Here is a 17116-nt window from a genome sequence, read left to right as displayed (position 1 = left end):
CCAACAAACTCCCCCCCTTCACCACCCCCACAAAAACCACATGCCACTGAGCAACCTCCCCACATTGCAATCCCTGCTCCTGTCCCGCCGCCTGGCGCTGAGCGTCCTGGCCAGCGCCGCGCTGGTGGCCGCCTGCGGTGGCAGCGACAGCAACGACAGCACGACGCCCCCGGTGGCCAGCCAGTCCGCGACGGCCACGCTGGCCGTGCTGGAGACCACGGATCTGCACTTCAATGTGCGCAGCTATGACTATTTCAAGCTGGCCGAGGATGCCTCCTACGGCTTCGAGCGCACGGCCACTCTGGTGCGTGCGGCGCGCAAGGAGTTTGCCAATACGCTGCTGGTGGACAACGGCGACACCATCCAGGGCACGGCCCTGGCCGACTACGAGGCCGAGGTGGCCAAGATCCCCTGCACGCAGCAGCTGTCCATGTACAAGGCCATGGGTGCGCTGGGCTTCGATGCGGGCACGCTGGGCAACCATGAGTTCAACTACGGCCTGCCCTTCCTGAACCAGGTGCTGGGCGGCGGCCTGGACGTGGACGGCGTGGACAAGTCGGTCAAGTGCGCGGGCAATGGCTTTCCGGTGGCGCTGTCGAATGTCTACAGCAGCAAGACCAAGCAGCCGCTGGTGCAGCCCTACGTGATTCTGGAGCGCAAGATCGCGGCCAAGGACAAGGATGGCAAGGCGGTGGAGCTGCCCATCAAGATCGGCGTGATCGGCTTCACCACGCCGGGCATCATGAACTGGGACAAGCGCTATCTGGAGGGCAAGCTCTACACCGAAGGCGCCGTGGAGTCCGCCCAGAAGTACCTGCCCGAGATGCGCGCCAAGGGCGCCGACGTGGTGGTGGCCATGCTGCACGGCGGCCTGGACGGCGGGGCCTACTCGCCGACGATGGAGAACCCCGGCCTGCACCTGAGCAAGGTGGCCGGCATCGACGCCATGGTCATGGGCCACCAGCACGGCGTGTTCCCCGATACGGCGGCCACGCCGGCGTTCACGCAGGCGGGCGTGGACAACAAGGCGGGCACCATCAACGGCGTGCAGTCGGTGATGGCCAGTTCCTGGGGCAAGGCGCTGGGCGTGATCCAGCTGGCGCTCAAGTGGGACGGCAAGCAGTGGAGCGTGGACAAGAGCGCGGGCAAGAGCGAGCTGCGCAATATCCAGACCGGCAAGGACGCCGCAGGCAAGGCCACCTACGTGGCCGTGGACCCGACGGTGGCGCCGCTGATCGAGAGCCAGCACCAGGCCGCCATCCAGTACGTGAAGACGCCCATCGGCAGCACGGACTTCCGCATGAGCACGCTGTTCGCCGATGTGGGCGACCCGGGCGCCATCCAGATCGTCAACCAGGCGCAGCGCGACTATGTGGCCGACTATGTGAAGGCCAGCCTGCCGCAGTACGCGCAGCTGCCCGTGCTGTCGGTGAGCGCGCCGTTCAAGTCGGGCTTCCAGGGCGGCGCCGACTACACCGACGTGGCCGTGGGCCCGCTGGCCATCTACAACGCGGCCGACCTGTACCTGTACCCCAACACCGTGTATGCGGTGAAGGTGAATGGCGCCGACATCAAGGACTGGCTGGAGGCCGCTGCCAAGCGCTTCAACCAGATCGATCCGGCCAAGACGGGTGAGCAGCAGCTGATCAGCACCTTCCCGGGCTACAACTTCGACATGTTCACCACGGCCGATGTGCAGTACGAGATCGACGTGACCCAGCCCGTGGGCAGCCGCATCAAGAACCTGCAGTACCTGGGCAAGGCCATCGACCCCGCGCAGGAGTTCGTGATCGCCACGAACAACTACCGCGCCACCAGCGGCAAGAGCTTCATCGCCAAGCTCGACGGCTCCAGCGCCATCTGGGCCTCGCCGGACGCCAACCGCGACGTGGTGATCGGCTACGTGCGCAAGAAGGGCAGCATCACGCGCGCCGCCAATGGCGCGGCCAAGAGCTGGCGCTTCACCAAGGTGGCCACCTCGGCCAACGTGGTGTTCAGCTCCGGCGCCAACGCGCTGCCGGTGGCGCAGGCGGCGGGCCTGGCCAACATCTCGCTGGTGGCGGCCGATGACGGCTCGGGCAAGGGCACGTCCAAGTACCGCCTGGATCTGTCGAAGTAAGTTCCGGCAGGCAAGCAACAAAAAAGCCCCGTGCATCTGGCACGGGGCTTTTTTGCTTGTGCCGGACGGGCTTCAGCGCGCAGGCGGCATCTCGAACACCAGGCAGGTGGTGGTGGCGTGGGCGTAGAGCGTGCCATCGGGGCCGACCAGGCGCGCCTCGGCCGTGGCCAGTTGGCGGCCGCAGTGCAGCACGCGGCCTTCGGCGCGCACGCGCGGCACGCGCGGGGTCAGGGCCTTGACCAGGTTCACCCCCAGCTCGGCCGTGGTGTAGCCCCGGCCCGGCGGCATGCAGGTGTGGACGGCGCAGCCCAGCGCCGAGTCCAGCAAGGTGGCGAACCAGCCGCCGTGCACCGTGCCCATGGGGTTGAGGTGGTTGGCGCCGGGGCGGCCCTGGAAGACGGCGCTGCCTTCGCCCACGGAAATCAGCATGAAGTCCAGCGTGCGTGCAATGGGCGGGTAGGGCAGTTCGCCGCGCAGCATGGCTTGCATCAGCTCCAGCCCGCTGCGGCCTGCGACCTGGTCGGGGCGCGACACGCCTGCGCCGGGGCCGGCGTCCAGCCGGAGGGTGACCGCCTGTTCCTCGTCCAGCCAGGCTTGCAGGGCAGGGGAGATGGCGCCGGAGGTGGGGCTGGAGGTGGCGCTGTGGGCGGCCTGCTCCGGGGAGTGGGTGCGGGTGTCCATGGAATGTCTCTCTTTCATTGGGAAAAATGCGGGCGCCAGGCTGTCTGGGATGGCGGTGTGGATATTATTGTATCTACAATAGTTGTATATGCAATAATCTGCGCCATGCCAGTGAATCCAGACATCCTCGCCGTGCCCCAGGGCTGCACCAACCACCGCGTGCGCCAGCTCATGCGCAGCGTGGGCCAGGTGTATGACGCCCATCTGAACGAGACGGGGCTGCGCATCACGCAGTACTCGCTGCTCAGCCATGTGCTGGCCGCCGGTGCGGTGCGGCCCTCGGACCTGGCGCGGCGCATGCGCATGGACGCCTCGACGCTGACGCGCAACCTCAAGCCGCTGATCGACGCCGGCTGGGTGCGCATGGGCCAGGGCGAGGACCAGCGCAGCCGCCTGGTGCACATCACCGACGCGGGCCAGGCCAAGCGTGAAGAGGCCAAGCAAAGCTGGAAGACCGCACAGAACGAGCTCAACGCCCGCGTGGGCCTGGAGCGCGTGGCGGCCCTGCATGCGCTGATCGACGAATGCCTGGTGCTGCTCGATGGCGGCAATGGCGATGGCGCTGGTGGTGGCGCTGGCGATGGCAACGCTGCAGACGGCCCGCAGGCGTAGGCCCTACCGAATTCCCAACCCCCGAAGAGACTCCCATGCTCTCCAACTCCACGGCGCGCTGGCTGCAGCGGCGCGGCATCCACTACGGCTGGCTGGTCGCGGCCATCACTTTCCTCACCATGCTGACCATGTCGGCCGCGCTGGGCCTGCCGGGCGCCATGCTGCAGCCGCTGTCGCGCGAGTTCGGCTGGAGTACGGAGCAGATATCGAGCAGCCTGGCGCTGCGCTTTGCGCTGTTCGGCCTGCTGGGGCCGTTTGCGGCCGTGATGATGGAGCGCTTCGGCCTGCGTGCCGTGATGTGCATGGGCCTGGCCCTGGTGGGCGGCGCCATGGCGATGGTGACGCAGGCCACGCAGCTGTGGCATCTGTTTTTGCTGTGGAGCCTGCTGCTGGGCATGGGCACGGGCCTGACGGCGCTGGTGCTGGGCGCCGTGGTGGCCAACCGCTGGTTTGCGGCGCGGCGCGGCCTGGTCATCGGCGTGCTCACGGCCAGTGCGGCCACGGGGCAGCTGGCCTTCCTGCCGCTGGCCGCCTGGATGATCGAGCACTGGGGCTGGCGCTCGGCCACGGTGCCGGTGTTCGTGGCCAGCGCCCTGATCGCCGTGCTGGCCCTGCTGTTCGTGCGGGACCGGCCTTCGGACCTGGGCCTGGCGCCCTTTGGCGGCGATGCCTCGGCCCCGCCGCCACCGGCCATGGCCATGAACTTCGGCACGCCCTTCAAGGTGCTGGCCGAGGCCGCGCGCAACCGCACCTTCTGGCTGCTGGCGGGCACCTTCTTCATCTGCGGCCTGTCCACCAACGGCCTGGTGCAGACGCACTTCATCTCGCTGTGCGGCGACAACGGCATGGGCGCGGTGCCCGCCGCGTCGGTGCTGGCCATGATGGGGGCCTTCGACTTCGTGGGCACCGTGCTGTCGGGCTGGCTGTCGGACCGCTACGACAACCGCAAGCTGCTGTTCTGGTACTACGGGCTGCGCGGCCTGTCGCTGTTCTGGCTGCCGCATTCGGAGTTCACCTTCTACGGCCTGGGCCTGTTCGCCATGTTCTACGGGCTGGACTGGATCGCCACGGTGCCGCCCACGGTCAAGCTCACGGCCCAGCATTTCGGGCCGCAGAAGGTGGGGCTGGTGTTCGGCTGGATCTTCGCGGCCCACCAGCTGGGCGCGGCCGCCGCTGCCTGGGGCGCTGGCCTGACGCGCACGTTGCTGCTGACCTATACGCCCGCGCTGTATGCGGCCGGCCTGGCCTGCCTGGTGGCGGCGGTGATGGCGCTGGTGATAGGGCGGGCGCGCAAGGCGGCGGCGGTGGCCGCGGCCTGAACCCCATCACCGTTCACGCCATCCACGCCTTCAGTACAGCTGGCGCTTGCCCGGCTGCAGCAGGACGACCAGGGCGCCCGCGCCACCTTCGGCCGGGCGGGCCTGCACAAAGGCCAGCACTTCCTTTTTCTGCACCAGCCAGCGCAGCACGCGGCCCTTGAGCACGGGGGTCTTGCCCGGCGAGCCCAGGCCCTTGCCGTGCACCACGCGCACGCAGCGTATGCCGGTGCGGTGCGACAGGCGGATGAACTGGCCCAGCGCCTCGCGCGCCTCGTCCACGCGCAGGCCGTGCAGGTCCAGCTGGCGCTGGATGCTCCACTGCCCGGCGCGCAGCTTGTGCGTCACGTCCAGGCCGATGCCGGGGCGCCGGAAGCTGAGCTGGTCGTCGGTGTCCAGCAGGGTGCTGACGTCGAACTCGTCGCTCATGGCCTCCTGCAGCACGCGCTGCTCGTCCAGCTCCAGCTGCAGGGGCAGCGGCTCGGGGGGCTCGGGGGCATGGAGGTGGCGGGCGTGCGCGGACTTGAGCGCATGCACCGGGCCCACGGTGTTTTCGAACAGCTTTTGCTCGGCCAGGAGGCGGCGCGCCGCCTCGGCGCGCTGCTGCTGGAGCAGGGCCTCTTGGGCGGCGGCTTCGGCCAGTGCGCGGCGCACTGGCGCGAGGTCCTGCAGGCTGGTGGCTTTCAAAGTCATGGTGACGCCGGTTGTACCGCAATTTCGGCACCCCGGCGGCCATGGCGGGCCCAGCCGGGGTCCTACAGCATCCCCTGGCCCGCCATGGACAGCGCGGCGCCCGGCGCGACGATCACATGGTCCAGCACCTGGATGTCCATCAGGCCCAGGGCAGCCTGCAGGCTCTGCGTGACGGCCCTGTCCGCAGCGCTGGCCTGGACATGGCCGCTGGGGTGGTTGTGGGCCAGGATGACGGCACCCGCGTGGTGGTGCAGGGCGCGCAGCACCACTTCCCGGGGATAGACGCTGGTGCGCGTGAGCGTGCCGCGGAACATCTCCTCCAGCGCGATCAGCCGGTGCTGGCTGTCCAGGAACAGCACGGCGAACACCTCGTGCTGGCGTGCCGCCAGGTGCAGCTGCAGGTAGCGCGCCACGGCCTCGGGCGAGGCCAGGGCAGGGCGCTCGCGCAGTTGCTCGGCCGTGGCGCGGCGCGCCAGTTCGAGCACGGCCAGGAGTTGTGCGCTCTTGGAAGGCCCCAGCCCCTTGATGGCCTTCAGGTCGGCGTGCCCGGCCTGCAGCAGTCCGGACAGGCCGGGCCGGCCGGGCAGCTGCAGCAGTTCCTGGGCCAGCTGCAGCACGCCCTTGCCGGCCATGCCGGTGCGCAGCACGATGGCCAGCAGTTCGATGTCGGAAAGCGCCGAGGGGCCGTGTGCCGCGAGCCTTTCGCGCGGCTGGGCCTGGGCGGGCAGGTCTTTGAGAGCCATGGTTCAGCCAGGTGAGGGGCGCCGCAGGGGCACCGTTGCACGGGGCGTGGGGACATGGATGTTTTTCTACAATACGGGCCAGTTTATCGGGACTTCCATGACCTCTAGCGCTTCTTCCCCGGCCCACCCCACGGTCCAGGCCGGCTCGTTCCTCACGCTGCACTACCGCCTGTCCGGGCCTGCAGGCGATGTGATCAACACCTTCAACGACAAGCCCGCCACGCTGTCCCTGGGCGCGGGCGAGCTGTCGCCCGCCGTCGAGCAGCGCCTGCTGGGCCTGGCCGAAGGCACGCGCACCACGTTCGAGATGCCGGCCGGCGAAGCCTTCGGCGAGCGCAACGGCGACATGATGCAGTGGGTGGCGCGCAAGCTGATGAACGAGCTGGGCGACCCGCACGAGCAGTACGCGCCCGGCGACGTGGTGCAGTTCCCCACGCCCGACGGCCTGGGCAGCTACGCGGGCGCCGTGGTGCAGGTGCGCGAGGACGGCGCCGTGCTGTTCGACTTCAACCACCCGCTGGCCGGCCAGCCGGTGACCTTCGAAGTGCAGATCATCGGGGTGCTCTGAGGTGCCGGATACGACCTCGCCCCAGGAAATCCTGCTGGCCGAGCCCCGGGGCTTCTGTGCCGGCGTGGACCGCGCCATCGAGATCGTGGAGCGTGCGCTGGCCAAGTTCGGCGCGCCCATCTACGTGCGCCACGAGATCGTGCACAACACCTTCGTGGTCAACGATCTCAAGGCCAAGGGAGCGATCTTCATCGAGGAGCTGGACGACGTGCCGCCCGGCGCCACCCTGGTGTTCAGCGCCCACGGCGTGAGCCGGGCGGTGCAGGAAGAGGCGCGGCGGCGCGGTTTCTCCATCTTCGACGCCACCTGCCCGCTGGTGACCAAGGTGCATGTGGAAGTGGCCAAGCTGGCCAAGGAAGGCTACGAGTTCCTGATGATCGGCCACAAGGGGCATCCAGAGGTCGAGGGCACCATGGGCCAGCTGTCCGAGGGCATCCACCTGGTCGAGGACGAGGCCGATGTGGCACGTGTCACCCCCCGCCAGACCGAGAAGCTGGCCGTGGTCACGCAGACCACGCTGTCGGTGGACGATGCCGCCGGCATCACGGCGGCCATCCGCGCGCGCTTTCCGCAGGTGCGCGAGCCCAAGCAGCAGGACATCTGCTACGCCACGCAAAACCGCCAGGACGCCGTCAAGGTGCTGGCGCCGCAGGTGGATGTGCTCATCGTCGTGGGCAGCCCCACCAGTTCCAACAGCAACCGCCTGCGCGAGCTGGCCGCGCGCCTGGGAACGCCCGCCTACATGGTGGACAACGCGGGCGAGCTGTGCGAGGAATGGTTTGCCAATGCCGGGCGCGTGGGCCTGACGGCCGGCGCCTCCGCCCCCGAGGTGCTGGTGGACGAGGTCATCCAGCGCCTGCGCCAGCTGGGCGCGCTGTCGGTGCGCAAGATGGATGGCATCGAGGAGACCGTGAAGTTCCCGCTGCCCAAGGGCCTGAAGATCGACGCGGCCACGGGCCTGGAGATCTCCGTGGGCAAGCAGCCCGAGACGGGCGGCTGAACCGCAGGCGCAGCGGACATTGGCCAAAAAGCAAACGGGCGCCTGGCGCCCGTTTTGCATGGTGGGGTCGAAAGCCTCAGCTCCACAGATCCAGCGGCGGATCGGAGGCCACGGCGCGCAGGATGTCGGTGCGGCTGATGAAGCCGGCCAGCAGGCCCTGCTCATCGGTCACGGGCAGGCCCGGCAGGCCGGTCTCCAGCAGCACGCCGGCCACGCGGCGCAGGTCGGTGGTGGTGGCCACCGTGGGTATGGGGGAGATCATGACCTCGTTCACGGGCCGGCGCGCCAGGGCAATGGCGTCCTTGATCGCACCGGGCTCGGGCAGCAGGTCCAGCGGCGCCATGTCGGCACGCAGCAGCAGGCCGACCACGCGGCCACCGGCATCCAGCACGGGGGCCTGGGCCACGCCGTGCTCGGCCAGCACGCGCCAGGCGTCGTTGACACCGGCCTCGGGCGACACCGTCACGGCCTCGTGGCTCATCACGTCGGCCACGGTCTGCAGGGGCTGGCGTGGCTGGCTGGGGCCTTTTTCCGTGGAAAGGTAGGCATCGACCGCGCCGCGGCTGCGCGGGGCGGGCTCCGGCGCGCCGGCAGGCTGGCCCGCGAGGTCGGCCAGGATGGCAGGGAACGAGGCGGCTGCATCGTCGGCCATCACATCGGCCGAGCGCGTGCGCAGGGCCTGCGGGCGTTGTACGCGGCGCACGGGCGCCACCTGGCCCAGCCGCTCGGCGGGACCGCGAAACATCTGTCCGTTGGGACCGAAGACAAAAAACATGGGTGCTCCCGGGTGCGCAAACCGCTGTGGGCGGCATATTGGAAGTATCGGCGCCGGCGCGGGATTTCTGTAGCGGCAAGACCCCCAACGCCCAGGGGCGGGCGCTGCCATGGCGATACCGCCTAAAATTGCCGGCTATGCTCGATATCCTTCTTCTTCGCAAAGACCTTGACTCGGCCGTCGCACGGCTGGAGACCCGCAAAAAGCCCCAGGCCTTCCTGAACGTGGAGGCCTTCCAGTCCCTGGAAGCAGAGCGCAAGTCCCTGCAGACACGGACCGAGGAGCTGCAGTCCAAGCGCAACCAGCTGTCCAAGCAGATCGGCATGCTGATGGGCAAGGGCGAGAAGGACGCTGCCGAGGCCGCCAAGGCCGAAGTCGGCAGCCTCAAGACCGAGCTGGACCAGTCGGCCACGCGCCTGGAGCAGATCCAGGGCGAGCTGCACGCCATGCTGCTGGCCGTGCCCAACCTGCCGCACGAAAGCGTGCCCGTCGGTGCGGACGAAAGCGGCAATGTGGAGGCGCGCCGCTGGGGCACGCCCAAGACCTTTGATTTCGAGGTCAAGGACCATGTGGACGTGGGCCAGCCGCTGGGCCTGGATTTCGACATGGGCGTCAAGCTGTCGGGCTCGCGCTTCACCGTGATGAAGGGCCCCATCGCCCGCCTGCACCGCGCCCTGGCGCAGTTCATGATCGACCTGCAGACCGACTCGCATGGCTACACCGAGTGCTATGTGCCCTACGCCGTCAATGCCGACTCGCTCAAGGGCACGGGCCAGTTGCCCAAGTTCGAGGGCGACCTGTTCGCCGCCAAGAAGGGCGGCCAGGACGGCGAGCCCGTGCCCGACAATGCGGCGCTCTACCTGATTCCCACGGCCGAGGTGCCGCTGACCAACTTCGTGCGCGACGTGGTCGTGGCCGAGGACCAGCTGCCCATCAAGCTCACGGCCCACAGCCCCTGCTTCCGCTCGGAGGCCGGCAGCTACGGCCGCGACACGCGCGGCATGATCCGCCAGCACCAGTTCGACAAGGTCGAGATGGTGCAGATCGTGCATCCGGAAAAGAGCTACGAGGCGCTGGAAGAGATGACCGGCCACGCCGAGGCCGTGCTGCAGAAGCTGGGCCTGCCCTACCGCGTGATGAGCCTGTGCACGGGCGACATGGGCTTTGGCTCGGCCAAGACCTATGACCTGGAAGTCTGGCTGCCTGCGCAGAACACTTACCGCGAGATCAGCTCGGTCTCCAACTGCGAGGCCTTCCAGGCGCGCCGCCTGCAGGCGCGCTTCAAGAATGCCCAGGGCAAGAACGAGCTGGTGCACACCCTCAACGGTTCCGGCCTGGCCGTGGGCCGCACGCTGGTGGCGGTGCTGGAGAACTACCAGAACGCCGACGGTTCCGTGACCATTCCCGAAGCGCTGCGCCCGTACATGGGCGGACAGACTTTGCTGAAGGCCTGAATTTTTAGGCTATAATTTCAGCTTCGACGCTGCGGAGAGGTGGCAGAGTGGTCGATTGTACCTGACTCGAAATCAGGCGTACGTGCGAACGTACCGAGGGTTCGAATCCCTCCCTCTCCGCCAGAAACATGAAACCCAGTGCTATGTGAATAGCACTGGGTTTTTCTGTTTCCGGCATTGCCTGGCGAGAGTCCGGGCGATTGGGGCCGCCATAAAAAATGCCCGCGTTGGCGGGCCGTGCTCAGATCTCGAGGGCCTTGCGGTCCTTGCCTTCAATCCAGCGCGGCGGTTTGCCCCGGCCGGTCCAGGTGGCTCCGCTGGCGGGGTCGCGGTATTTGGCCACGCCAATGCTGGCGGACTTGGCCTTGCCGGTGCTGAAGATGTCATCCTGGGTCAGACCGAACTGCTCGACGAGTTCGCGGACCTTGGCGATGACTCCGCCTTTTTCCGCCTTCAGGGTGGCGGCGATCTTTGCCTCAAGCTCGGCCTTCTGCTGGAGGAGGGTTTTGTAATCTGCTGTCATATGTTCCTCATGGATAGTGTGCTACACAATGACGCATTTTATGGAGACAGGGTCGATGTCGCATGTGGGACATCGTCGGTGTTTGCACCTAGGTTTTTCAATATTTCGCCATTGTTCGGGATAGAGCGCGAGGCCTTTGTCTACGCCTCGACAAACTCCCGGTGGCTGCTGAAGTGCAGGATTTCGGAATCCTGCGCTCCGCCCTGTCTTTGAATGACGATGGTGCCATTGGCATGCAGATAGATTCGGATGCCCGGCGTGGTCTCCGAATCCCAGTAGCAGGGGCTTTTGTCGAGGTTTTTCCAGCCGTGCTCTGCGCACAGCGTGCGCTGGCGCATGCTGTTGAGCAATTGCCTGCGCGCGCCTGCGCCTTCGCAGATGCGCATCCACAGCAGCAGGAGCATGTCGTGCGCTTCCTGGCGGGATGAGCAGGGAGGCATGTGCTTCAACTGGCCCAGGAGGGTAAGGAACCGCTGTTCTATGCTGATGTTCAGTGCCATGCCCATCTCCTTTGTGCGTGGATATGCATCAAAGTGTAGGCAGCGCCGAAGGCTGCCGGTATAGGGCGGATGACGACAGCGCCGGTGGCTTTTTTTCCTGCCGGTTTGCAGGATGGGCGCCTGGCCGGCTGTCGTGACAAAGGCCAGCGGCGTCAGTGCGACTGCATGCCCATGAGATTGCAGGACATGGCGCATTGCTGGCAGGCTGCCGCGCAGGTCTGGCAATGGTCGTGGGAATGCTTGCCGCATTCGTCGGCGCAGGCCTGGCAGATCCGGGCGCACAGGCGGCAGATGTCTGAGACATGCGGACTTTGGCGCGCCATTGAGGCCACGGCCAGTTCGCAGACCTGCGCGCATTCAAGATCTTGGGCAATGCAGGCGGCCATCATCTGGACGTCTGTTTCCTTCAGGCAGGCGGCGGCACAGGTATTGCAGGCAATGATGCAGGCCTGGCAGGCATCCATGCAGGCCTTGTAGTCGATGGCCGGTGGGGTGGTATTCATGGGAGTTCTCCTGGAATGAGGGAGTGAAGTCGCGCAGGGCGTTCTTCCTTGGCCAGCTATCCGCACCAAAGAAAACGCCCCGCGAACGGGGCTGTGTCAAAGACCGCAAGGGTCGGGATTTACAGGTAGGGCACGCCGTAGTAATCGTTCACGCGGCGTCCATATTCATCGGTGTAGGCCGGTGCCGTGTCGCGCTCATAGCGGGGCGCGTTGTCCAACTGCTCGCGCGTGAGCGACACCACGTAGCCGTTCATGTCGGGCTCGTACTTGAGGGATTCCCAGGGCAGCGGATAGCGGTCCGTGCCGATGCCCAGGAAGCCGCCGAATTCCATCACGGCGTAGCGCACCTTGCCGGACAGCTTGTCGATCATCAGCGTGTCTATGCTGCCCAGCTTGTCGCCTGCGGGGTTGTAGACATTGGTGCCGCTGACGGTTTCGGAAGAAATGACGCTCGATACGGTGTTGGGTGTGACCATGAGGCTCTCCATTGAGTGGGTTGGTGCTGGCACGCCGACGCTGTGCATCTGGCGGCTGGGCGATGCGGCATGGGAAAAGGCGCGGGAGGCGGCCCCTTCATAGCCCGTGCATCGCCTGGCGAAGTCGAAGCCTGTGTGCTTCTGGGTTCCAGCTTAGGACCGCAATGAAGTGCTCCGGGTAGTCGGTGCGCCGCGACCGGCGTAGGAGGGTCCTTGGGCGCCGGAGGCCAGGTCCTACGAGCCCTTGTAGTCATGGTCTGCGCAGCTGCGGCCCTTTGCTGACGCGGCAGTGCAGCCTGGGCCGGCGTCGGCCTGGCGGGCACAGGCGTACAACGAAAACTGCAAGAGGGATGCTGCGGATGCAGTCCCGCGTCCACGGTCCATCCCCGAAGGAGATTCCCATGAATGCAAGCAACAAGCCATCCATCCCGCCGGTGTCTGCAGATGCGGTGGAGGACGAAGACCTGGCCGAACAGGCACGACCGGGCCACGGCGTACCTTCCCAGGACCCCGAGGCAGCTGCCCAGTACCAGCTGTCGCCGCAGGATGCGCAGCGCGAGTCACGCTCGGTGTTCATCGGCGGCGGCGTACTGGCCGGAGCCGCTGCCGGCGCTGCCGCCGGTGCGGTCATTGCAGGCCCGGTGGGCGTGGTGGTGGGCGGCACAGTAGGCAGCGTGGCCGGTGCGCTGGGCGGTGCGGCCGCAGGTGCCGTGGCGCCGGCAGAGAGTGCGCAAAAGCCAGTGGAAAAGCCTGTGCCAACCGGCAGCAAGTCTTCCGGGTGACACGGGCAGGCCGTTGCAGGCCATGTGTGGCGCGGCGGGCATGGACGGCGGCGGATGCATCCCGTATACAGGGGCCTGTCCACTTTCCTATCCACCCAGATGGCCAACGTTCTCATAGGCATCGTCGCCGCAATCCATGTCTACATCCTCGTGCTGGAGATGTTTCTCTGGGACCGGCCGGCTGGCAGGAAAGCCTTTAGGCTGACGCCGGAATTTGCGCAGCAGACCAGGACGCTGGCCGCCAACCAGGGGCTTTACAACGGCTTTCTCGCCGCAGGGCTGATCTGGGGGCTGGCGCAGGGCGCCGACGGCCTGGCGTTCAAGTACTTTTTTCTCCTGTGCGTGCTGGTGGCAGGCCTGTATGGCGCCGCCACGGCCAGCCGCAAGATCCTCTGGGTGCAGGCCGTGCCGGCCGCCGTTTCGCTGCTGGCCCTGTACCTGGGGCTGTGAGAACGCCCGGGCACCGGTGGGCGAAACCGCTGCAGCTGCTGCTGGACCGTGACCCCGGCGTGCGAGGCGCGGGCCGGCATAGCCGACATGGCCGGCGTCAGTCCACCAGCGCCTGTATGGCCTGCAATTGCGCCGCAGCCCGGGCCGCGCGGCCGGGAAAGTCTCCTCGAAGGCGGCAGTGCCTATCGTGAAGCCCGCTGCGCCGCCGGCCAGCACGGCCGCGATGCGTTCACTGCGATCAATGGAGCCGGCCACGACCACGGGTTTGTCCACCGCATCGCAGACGGCCTTGATCAGGGCCGGCACATCGCCGTGGAAGCGGTAGGCCAGCAGGTCCAGGCCATGCACGCCGTCCAGCCCCGCCATGCGGCGGGCGCTGGCCACGATGTCCTGTACCGGGCCTGAAAGCACGCTCGGATGCCCGCTCACCTTGCCGGGAAACGGGTAGTACGCAATGCCGCTGCCGTGCAGCACGGGCAGCACGGCTTCGGGCCGCGTGCCGCCCATGAGAACGTCCACACCGAGCTCGACCGCCGCGCGGGCCGAGGCCACTTCGCTGGCCTCGTCCAGGCTGACAACCTCCAGATAAACCCTGGCGCCGCCCGCCCGGATGTCCCGGGCCAGGGCATGCAGCTCGGGCAGGGGCAGGCCGATGTCCTTGAAGCCCACATGGCGAACGCCCTGGGCCAGCACCTCGCGCAGCCGCTCGCGCGCATCGGCAATGGTCCTGTCCTGCTGCGTGAGCATGAAGATGAAGTCCGGGCGCTGCGTTCGTGCGCTGGCACCGGTACGGGTGGCCTGCACCATGGCTGCCGCCTGGCGCAGCGCGCAGGCCAGGCTGGCGTGGTCGGCGCGGCCCGTGCCCGCGATGTCGAAGGCCGTGCCATGGTCCACCGAGGTGCGCACAAAGGGCAGGCCCACGGTGATGTTCACGCCTTGCTCCACACCCAGGTATTTCACGGGAATCAGCCCCTGGTCATGGAACTGGGCGACCACCACGTCGAACTCGCCCCGGCGCGCCCGCATGAAGACCGTGTCGCCGGGCCAGGGGCCGCTGGCGTCGATGCCTTCGGCGCGCGCGGCGGCAATGGCGGGGATGATCACCGAGCGGTCCTCGTCCCCGAACAGACCGTTTTCACCGGCATGCGGATTGAGCCCTGCCACGGCCACCCGGGGCCGGGGGATGCCGAACGCGCGGCAGGCCTGGTGCGCGAGGCGAATGGCGCGCAGCTCGTTGTCCATGGTCACGGAGGCGATGGCCTGCTGCAGCGGCACATGGATGGAGACCAGCAGCACCCGCAGCTCATCATTGGCGAGCATCATGGCGAAGTCGCGTGTGCCGGAACGCTCGGCCAGCATCTCTGTATGGCCCGGATGCGGGCAGCCTGCCGCGCGCAGCGCTTCCTTGTGGATGGGGGCGGTCACCAGGCCCGAGACGTCGCCAGCCAGGGCCAGGTCGATGCCGCGCTGGATATAGGCATGGCAGGCCGCGCCGGCGCGTGCATCGACGCAGCCCCAGGGCAGGTCCGGCGGCAGGTCCTCGCCGGTCTGCAGCACGAAGAGCGTGGCGGGCGGCACCAGGGCAGGGACCTGGGCCGGTGTCTCGATGGCCCGGATCTGCGGATGGACGCCCAGCCCATCGGCCGCCCGCTGCAGCCGGGCGATGTCGCCGATGACGAGAAACGGCGTGCAGGGCCGCGCAGGGTCCATTGCCAGCTTGACGATGATCTCGGGCCCGATGCCCAATGGATCGCCCATGGTGATGGCCAGGGGCGCGCTGGCCGGGGTGCTGGCCGAGGGGTTGGCGGAGTTGGGGCTGGAGTGCTTCATGGTTCTTGCTGAAACCTCAATCGATGGGCTTACTTTGCATGAAGATGCTCCAGTAATAAATCGATATAGACTCATCATTCAATTGAGAAATGTTCAACTGAAAGTCCGCTGTTCCACCTGTCTAGAGCCGCCATTGCCATGCCCGCACCCGTCCACATGCCGCCGCTGTCTGCCCTGCGCGCCTTCGAGGCCACGGTGCGCCATGGCAGTGTCTCCAAGGCCGCGCGCGAGCTGCACCTGACCGATGGCGCCGTGAGCCGTGCCGTGCGCGACATGGAGGAGGCGCTGGGCTTTGCGCTGTTCCAGCGCAGCAACCGCAGCATCATTGCCACGCCCACGGCCCGCGTGCTGGCCGAGGAGGTGGCCCTGGCGCTGGAGCGCCTGCGCGGCGCGCTGGGCCGCGCGCGGCAGGCGGCAGGGCCGGACCGGCCGCTGGTGCTGTCGTGCGAGCCCACGTTTTTGATGCGCTGGCTGATTCCGCGTCTGGGCGGTTTGCAGGAAGCGATCGGCACGCAGCGCGAGCTGCGCCTGGTATCGGCCGGCGGCTCCGTGCCCTTTGCGCGCGAGGGCATTGATCTGGCCATACGCCGCGCGGATTTCGACATGGGCGCCGATGTGGTGGCCGAGCCCTTTCTGCAAGAGCGCGTGGGGCCCGTCTGCAAGCCCGCGCTTGCCAAGGCGCTGGCACGCTCAGGGCCGCTGGGCGGGGTGCTGCTGCATACGCAGTCGCGGCCGGACGCATGGCGGCATTGGAGCGAACTGACCGGCGTGCCGCTGCGGGCCGGTCGCGAGGTGCGCTTCGAGCATTTCTACCTGAGCCTGCAGGCCGCCGTGGCCGGGGCCGGCGTCGCCATCGGCCCGCTGGCACTGGTGGCCGATGACCTGGCCAGCGGCACGCTGTGCGCGCCGCGCGGCTTCGTGGCCGATGGCTCGCACTACGTGCTTATGTCGCCCCGGCCGGTGCAGGACGAGGCCAGCTTCGCCCTGGTGCTGGACTGGCTGCGCGCGCAGACCTTGCCGCTGGGCCTGGCGCATGCACAGGCACATGCACAGGCCCCGGCGGCCGGCGGCCGGCTGAGCGTCGATCAACCGGGCTCCTGATCGTGCTCCGACAGCTCGCGCCAGTGCGTGCGTGTGAAGGCGTAGGCCGTGTCCAGCGCCGGTGACAGGGTGCGCGCGGCCATGCGCGCCATGCCGTAGCGGCCGCATCGGCGGGGATCGGCGGGCAGGGGCACTTCGGCCATGGCGCCGCTGGCGCGCTCCTTGCGGGTGATGGACAGCACGCCGAACAGCAAGGTGTCCGTGGCCAGGGTCACGCCGCGCAGCAGGTCCAGGTCGTTGCAGTGCAGGGTGAACAGCTTGTCGGGCTCGGCGCCTTCGCCCCACAGCTCGGCCAGCTGCCGCGCCATGGCCGTGCTCAACGTGGTGGTGGCCAGCGGGTAGCGGCGGATCTCGTCCATGCCGGGGTTTTGCAGCACGGGGTGGCCCGCGCGGCAGACCAGGCCGGCTGGCAGCTCGCCCAGCAGTTCCATCTCCACGTCATCGGCGGCGCGCAGCACGTAGGCGTCGCCGACGATGGCATCGATGGATTCGTTGCGCAGCAGCTGCAGCAATGCGCTGGTGGCACCCATTTCGGCGCGCACCTTCACGCGCGGATGCGCCTGCGCCATGTGGATCAGAAAGGGCTTGAGCAGCAGCGCCGCGGGCGCGGGCGCCACGCCAATGGCGAGCGCGCCTTCCTGGCCGCCGCGCAGCAGCTCCAGGTCACGCCGCAACTGGGTTTCCTCCAGCCGCATGCGGCGTGCACGCTCGGCCACGAGCTCGCCAAACACTGTCAGCCGGGCGCGCCGCGCGCCCCGGTCGAACAGCTGCGCCCTGAGTTCGTCTTCCAGCGCGCGGATGCTGCGGCTCAGCGCCGGCTGGGTGAGATGCACGGCGCGCGCTGCGTCGGAAAAGGTGCCGTGCTCGACGATGGCCAGCAGGTGCCGCAGCTTCTGTGTATCCATGCGGAATCCTCATGGTTTATTGGCAAATTTTTCATTTGAATTATAGGTAGGCGCTTCCTAAGATCGCATCCAGGGACATTGAAAT

At 67.7% G+C, this 17116-nt stretch carries 18 protein-coding genes, 1 tRNA gene and 1 pseudogene; 10 read left to right on the top strand and 10 right to left on the bottom strand.

Translation table 11 applies throughout. The annotated features are described in order from the left end of the window. Window positions 1-40 precede the first annotated feature (40 nt). A complete protein-coding gene (locus GRX31_RS15105) occupies window positions 41-2119 on the top strand; it encodes a bifunctional 2',3'-cyclic-nucleotide 2'-phosphodiesterase/3'-nucleotidase (protein ID WP_160853361.1) in 2079 nt (692 codons plus the stop codon). 72 nt (window positions 2120-2191) lie between these two features. Here GRX31_RS15105 and GRX31_RS15100 read toward each other — a convergent pair whose 3' ends face one another. Continuing rightward, on the bottom strand, window positions 2192-2800 hold the full coding sequence (locus GRX31_RS15100; protein ID WP_160853359.1) for a PaaI family thioesterase: 609 nt from the start codon (window positions 2798-2800) through the stop codon (window positions 2192-2194). Between the two features lie 105 nt (window positions 2801-2905). Between GRX31_RS15100 and GRX31_RS15095 the strand changes: the two genes are divergently transcribed. Beyond that, the gene (locus tag GRX31_RS15095) at window positions 2906-3412 is read left to right on the top strand and encodes a MarR family winged helix-turn-helix transcriptional regulator (RefSeq protein WP_160853357.1); all 507 of its coding nucleotides are present in this window, start codon (window positions 2906-2908) and stop codon (window positions 3410-3412) included. Between the two features lie 35 nt (window positions 3413-3447). Further along, the gene (locus GRX31_RS15090) at window positions 3448-4731 is read left to right on the top strand and encodes an MFS transporter (protein ID WP_017406746.1); all 1284 of its coding nucleotides are present in this window, start codon (window positions 3448-3450) and stop codon (window positions 4729-4731) included. 30 nt (window positions 4732-4761) lie between these two features. Here the strand turns inward: GRX31_RS15090 and GRX31_RS15085 are convergent, their stop codons facing one another. After that, the gene (locus tag GRX31_RS15085; protein WP_013803859.1) at window positions 4762-5421 is read right to left on the bottom strand and encodes a Smr/MutS family protein; all 660 of its coding nucleotides are present in this window, start codon (window positions 5419-5421) and stop codon (window positions 4762-4764) included. 62 nt (window positions 5422-5483) lie between these two features. Beyond that, window positions 5484-6164, bottom strand: coding sequence for a RadC family protein (gene radC, locus GRX31_RS15080; RefSeq protein WP_160853355.1), 681 nt, complete (start codon window positions 6162-6164; stop codon window positions 5484-5486). A 97-nt stretch (window positions 6165-6261) separates the two neighbouring features. Between radC and GRX31_RS15075 the strand changes: the two genes are divergently transcribed. After that, window positions 6262-6732, top strand: a complete 471-nt coding sequence (locus GRX31_RS15075; RefSeq protein ID WP_016450099.1) for an FKBP-type peptidyl-prolyl cis-trans isomerase — start codon at window positions 6262-6264, stop codon at window positions 6730-6732. A 1-nt stretch (window position 6733) separates the two neighbouring features. Further along, entirely contained in the window at window positions 6734-7732 is a 999-nt protein-coding gene (gene ispH / locus GRX31_RS15070) for a 4-hydroxy-3-methylbut-2-enyl diphosphate reductase (RefSeq protein ID WP_016454293.1), read from the top strand. A gap of 76 nt (window positions 7733-7808) precedes the next feature. Here ispH and GRX31_RS15065 read toward each other — a convergent pair whose 3' ends face one another. Continuing rightward, window positions 7809-8507, bottom strand: a complete 699-nt coding sequence (locus GRX31_RS15065; RefSeq protein WP_017406743.1) for a CBS domain-containing protein — start codon at window positions 8505-8507, stop codon at window positions 7809-7811. 137 nt (window positions 8508-8644) lie between these two features. On the opposite strand from GRX31_RS15065, the gene serS reads away from it, so the two are divergent. After that, the gene (serS, locus tag GRX31_RS15060; protein ID WP_016450096.1) at window positions 8645-9961 is read left to right on the top strand and encodes a serine--tRNA ligase; all 1317 of its coding nucleotides are present in this window, start codon (window positions 8645-8647) and stop codon (window positions 9959-9961) included. A 33-nt stretch (window positions 9962-9994) separates the two neighbouring features. Continuing rightward, window positions 9995-10084: transfer RNA gene (locus tag GRX31_RS15055), tRNA-Ser, on the top strand. A gap of 118 nt (window positions 10085-10202) precedes the next feature. Here the strand turns inward: GRX31_RS15055 and GRX31_RS15050 are convergent. The 4 genes from GRX31_RS15050 to GRX31_RS15035 all read right to left on the bottom strand — a co-directional run bounded on the left by GRX31_RS15050 (window position 10203) and on the right by GRX31_RS15035 (window position 11963). Further along, entirely contained in the window at window positions 10203-10484 is a 282-nt protein-coding gene (locus GRX31_RS15050; RefSeq protein WP_012203893.1) for an H-NS histone family protein, read from the bottom strand. Between the two features lie 140 nt (window positions 10485-10624). Next, window positions 10625-10984 (bottom strand): hypothetical protein, encoded by a 360-nt coding sequence (locus GRX31_RS15045; RefSeq protein ID WP_016450094.1) that lies wholly within the window; start codon window positions 10982-10984, stop codon window positions 10625-10627. Between the two features lie 152 nt (window positions 10985-11136). Then, on the bottom strand, window positions 11137-11487 hold the full coding sequence (locus GRX31_RS15040) for a four-helix bundle copper-binding protein (RefSeq protein WP_016450093.1): 351 nt from the start codon (window positions 11485-11487) through the stop codon (window positions 11137-11139). A gap of 119 nt (window positions 11488-11606) precedes the next feature. Next, complete coding sequence (locus tag GRX31_RS15035) at window positions 11607-11963, bottom strand: PRC-barrel domain-containing protein (RefSeq protein WP_016450092.1); 357 nt, start codon at window positions 11961-11963, stop codon at window positions 11607-11609. Window positions 11964-12364: 401 nt separating this feature from the next. Here GRX31_RS15035 and GRX31_RS15030 point away from each other — a divergent pair, with 401 nt between their 5' ends. Next, on the top strand, window positions 12365-12745 hold the full coding sequence (locus tag GRX31_RS15030) for a bacteriocin (RefSeq protein WP_160853353.1): 381 nt from the start codon (window positions 12365-12367) through the stop codon (window positions 12743-12745). Window positions 12746-12844: 99 nt separating this feature from the next. Beyond that, the gene (locus GRX31_RS15025) at window positions 12845-13195 is read left to right on the top strand and encodes a DUF1304 domain-containing protein (RefSeq protein ID WP_160853369.1); all 351 of its coding nucleotides are present in this window, start codon (window positions 12845-12847) and stop codon (window positions 13193-13195) included. A gap of 804 nt (window positions 13196-13999) precedes the next feature. Here GRX31_RS15025 and pdxA read toward each other — a convergent pair. Beyond that, window positions 14000-15025 (bottom strand): annotated as a pseudogene (gene pdxA / locus GRX31_RS30815) (4-hydroxythreonine-4-phosphate dehydrogenase PdxA); the annotation flags it as partial. A 138-nt stretch (window positions 15026-15163) separates the two neighbouring features. Here pdxA and GRX31_RS15015 point away from each other — a divergent pair. Then, window positions 15164-16126 carry a LysR family transcriptional regulator gene (locus GRX31_RS15015; protein WP_160853351.1) on the top strand — a complete coding sequence of 321 codons (963 nt, stop codon included), beginning with the start codon at window positions 15164-15166 and terminating at the stop codon, window positions 16124-16126. On the opposite strand, the gene GRX31_RS15010 is transcribed toward GRX31_RS15015, so the two are convergent. Continuing rightward, on the bottom strand, window positions 16111-17031 hold the full coding sequence (locus tag GRX31_RS15010; protein ID WP_047219220.1) for a LysR family transcriptional regulator: 921 nt from the start codon (window positions 17029-17031) through the stop codon (window positions 16111-16113). The genes GRX31_RS15015 and GRX31_RS15010 overlap by 16 nt on opposite strands. Window positions 17032-17116: the final 85 nt, after the last annotated feature.

The sequence above is a fragment of the Delftia sp. CH05 genome (assembly GCF_009827015.1).
Classification (GTDB): Bacteria; Pseudomonadota; Gammaproteobacteria; order Burkholderiales; family Burkholderiaceae_C; genus Comamonas; species Comamonas tsuruhatensis.
This window is presented reverse-complemented; position numbering and strand designations above follow the sequence as displayed.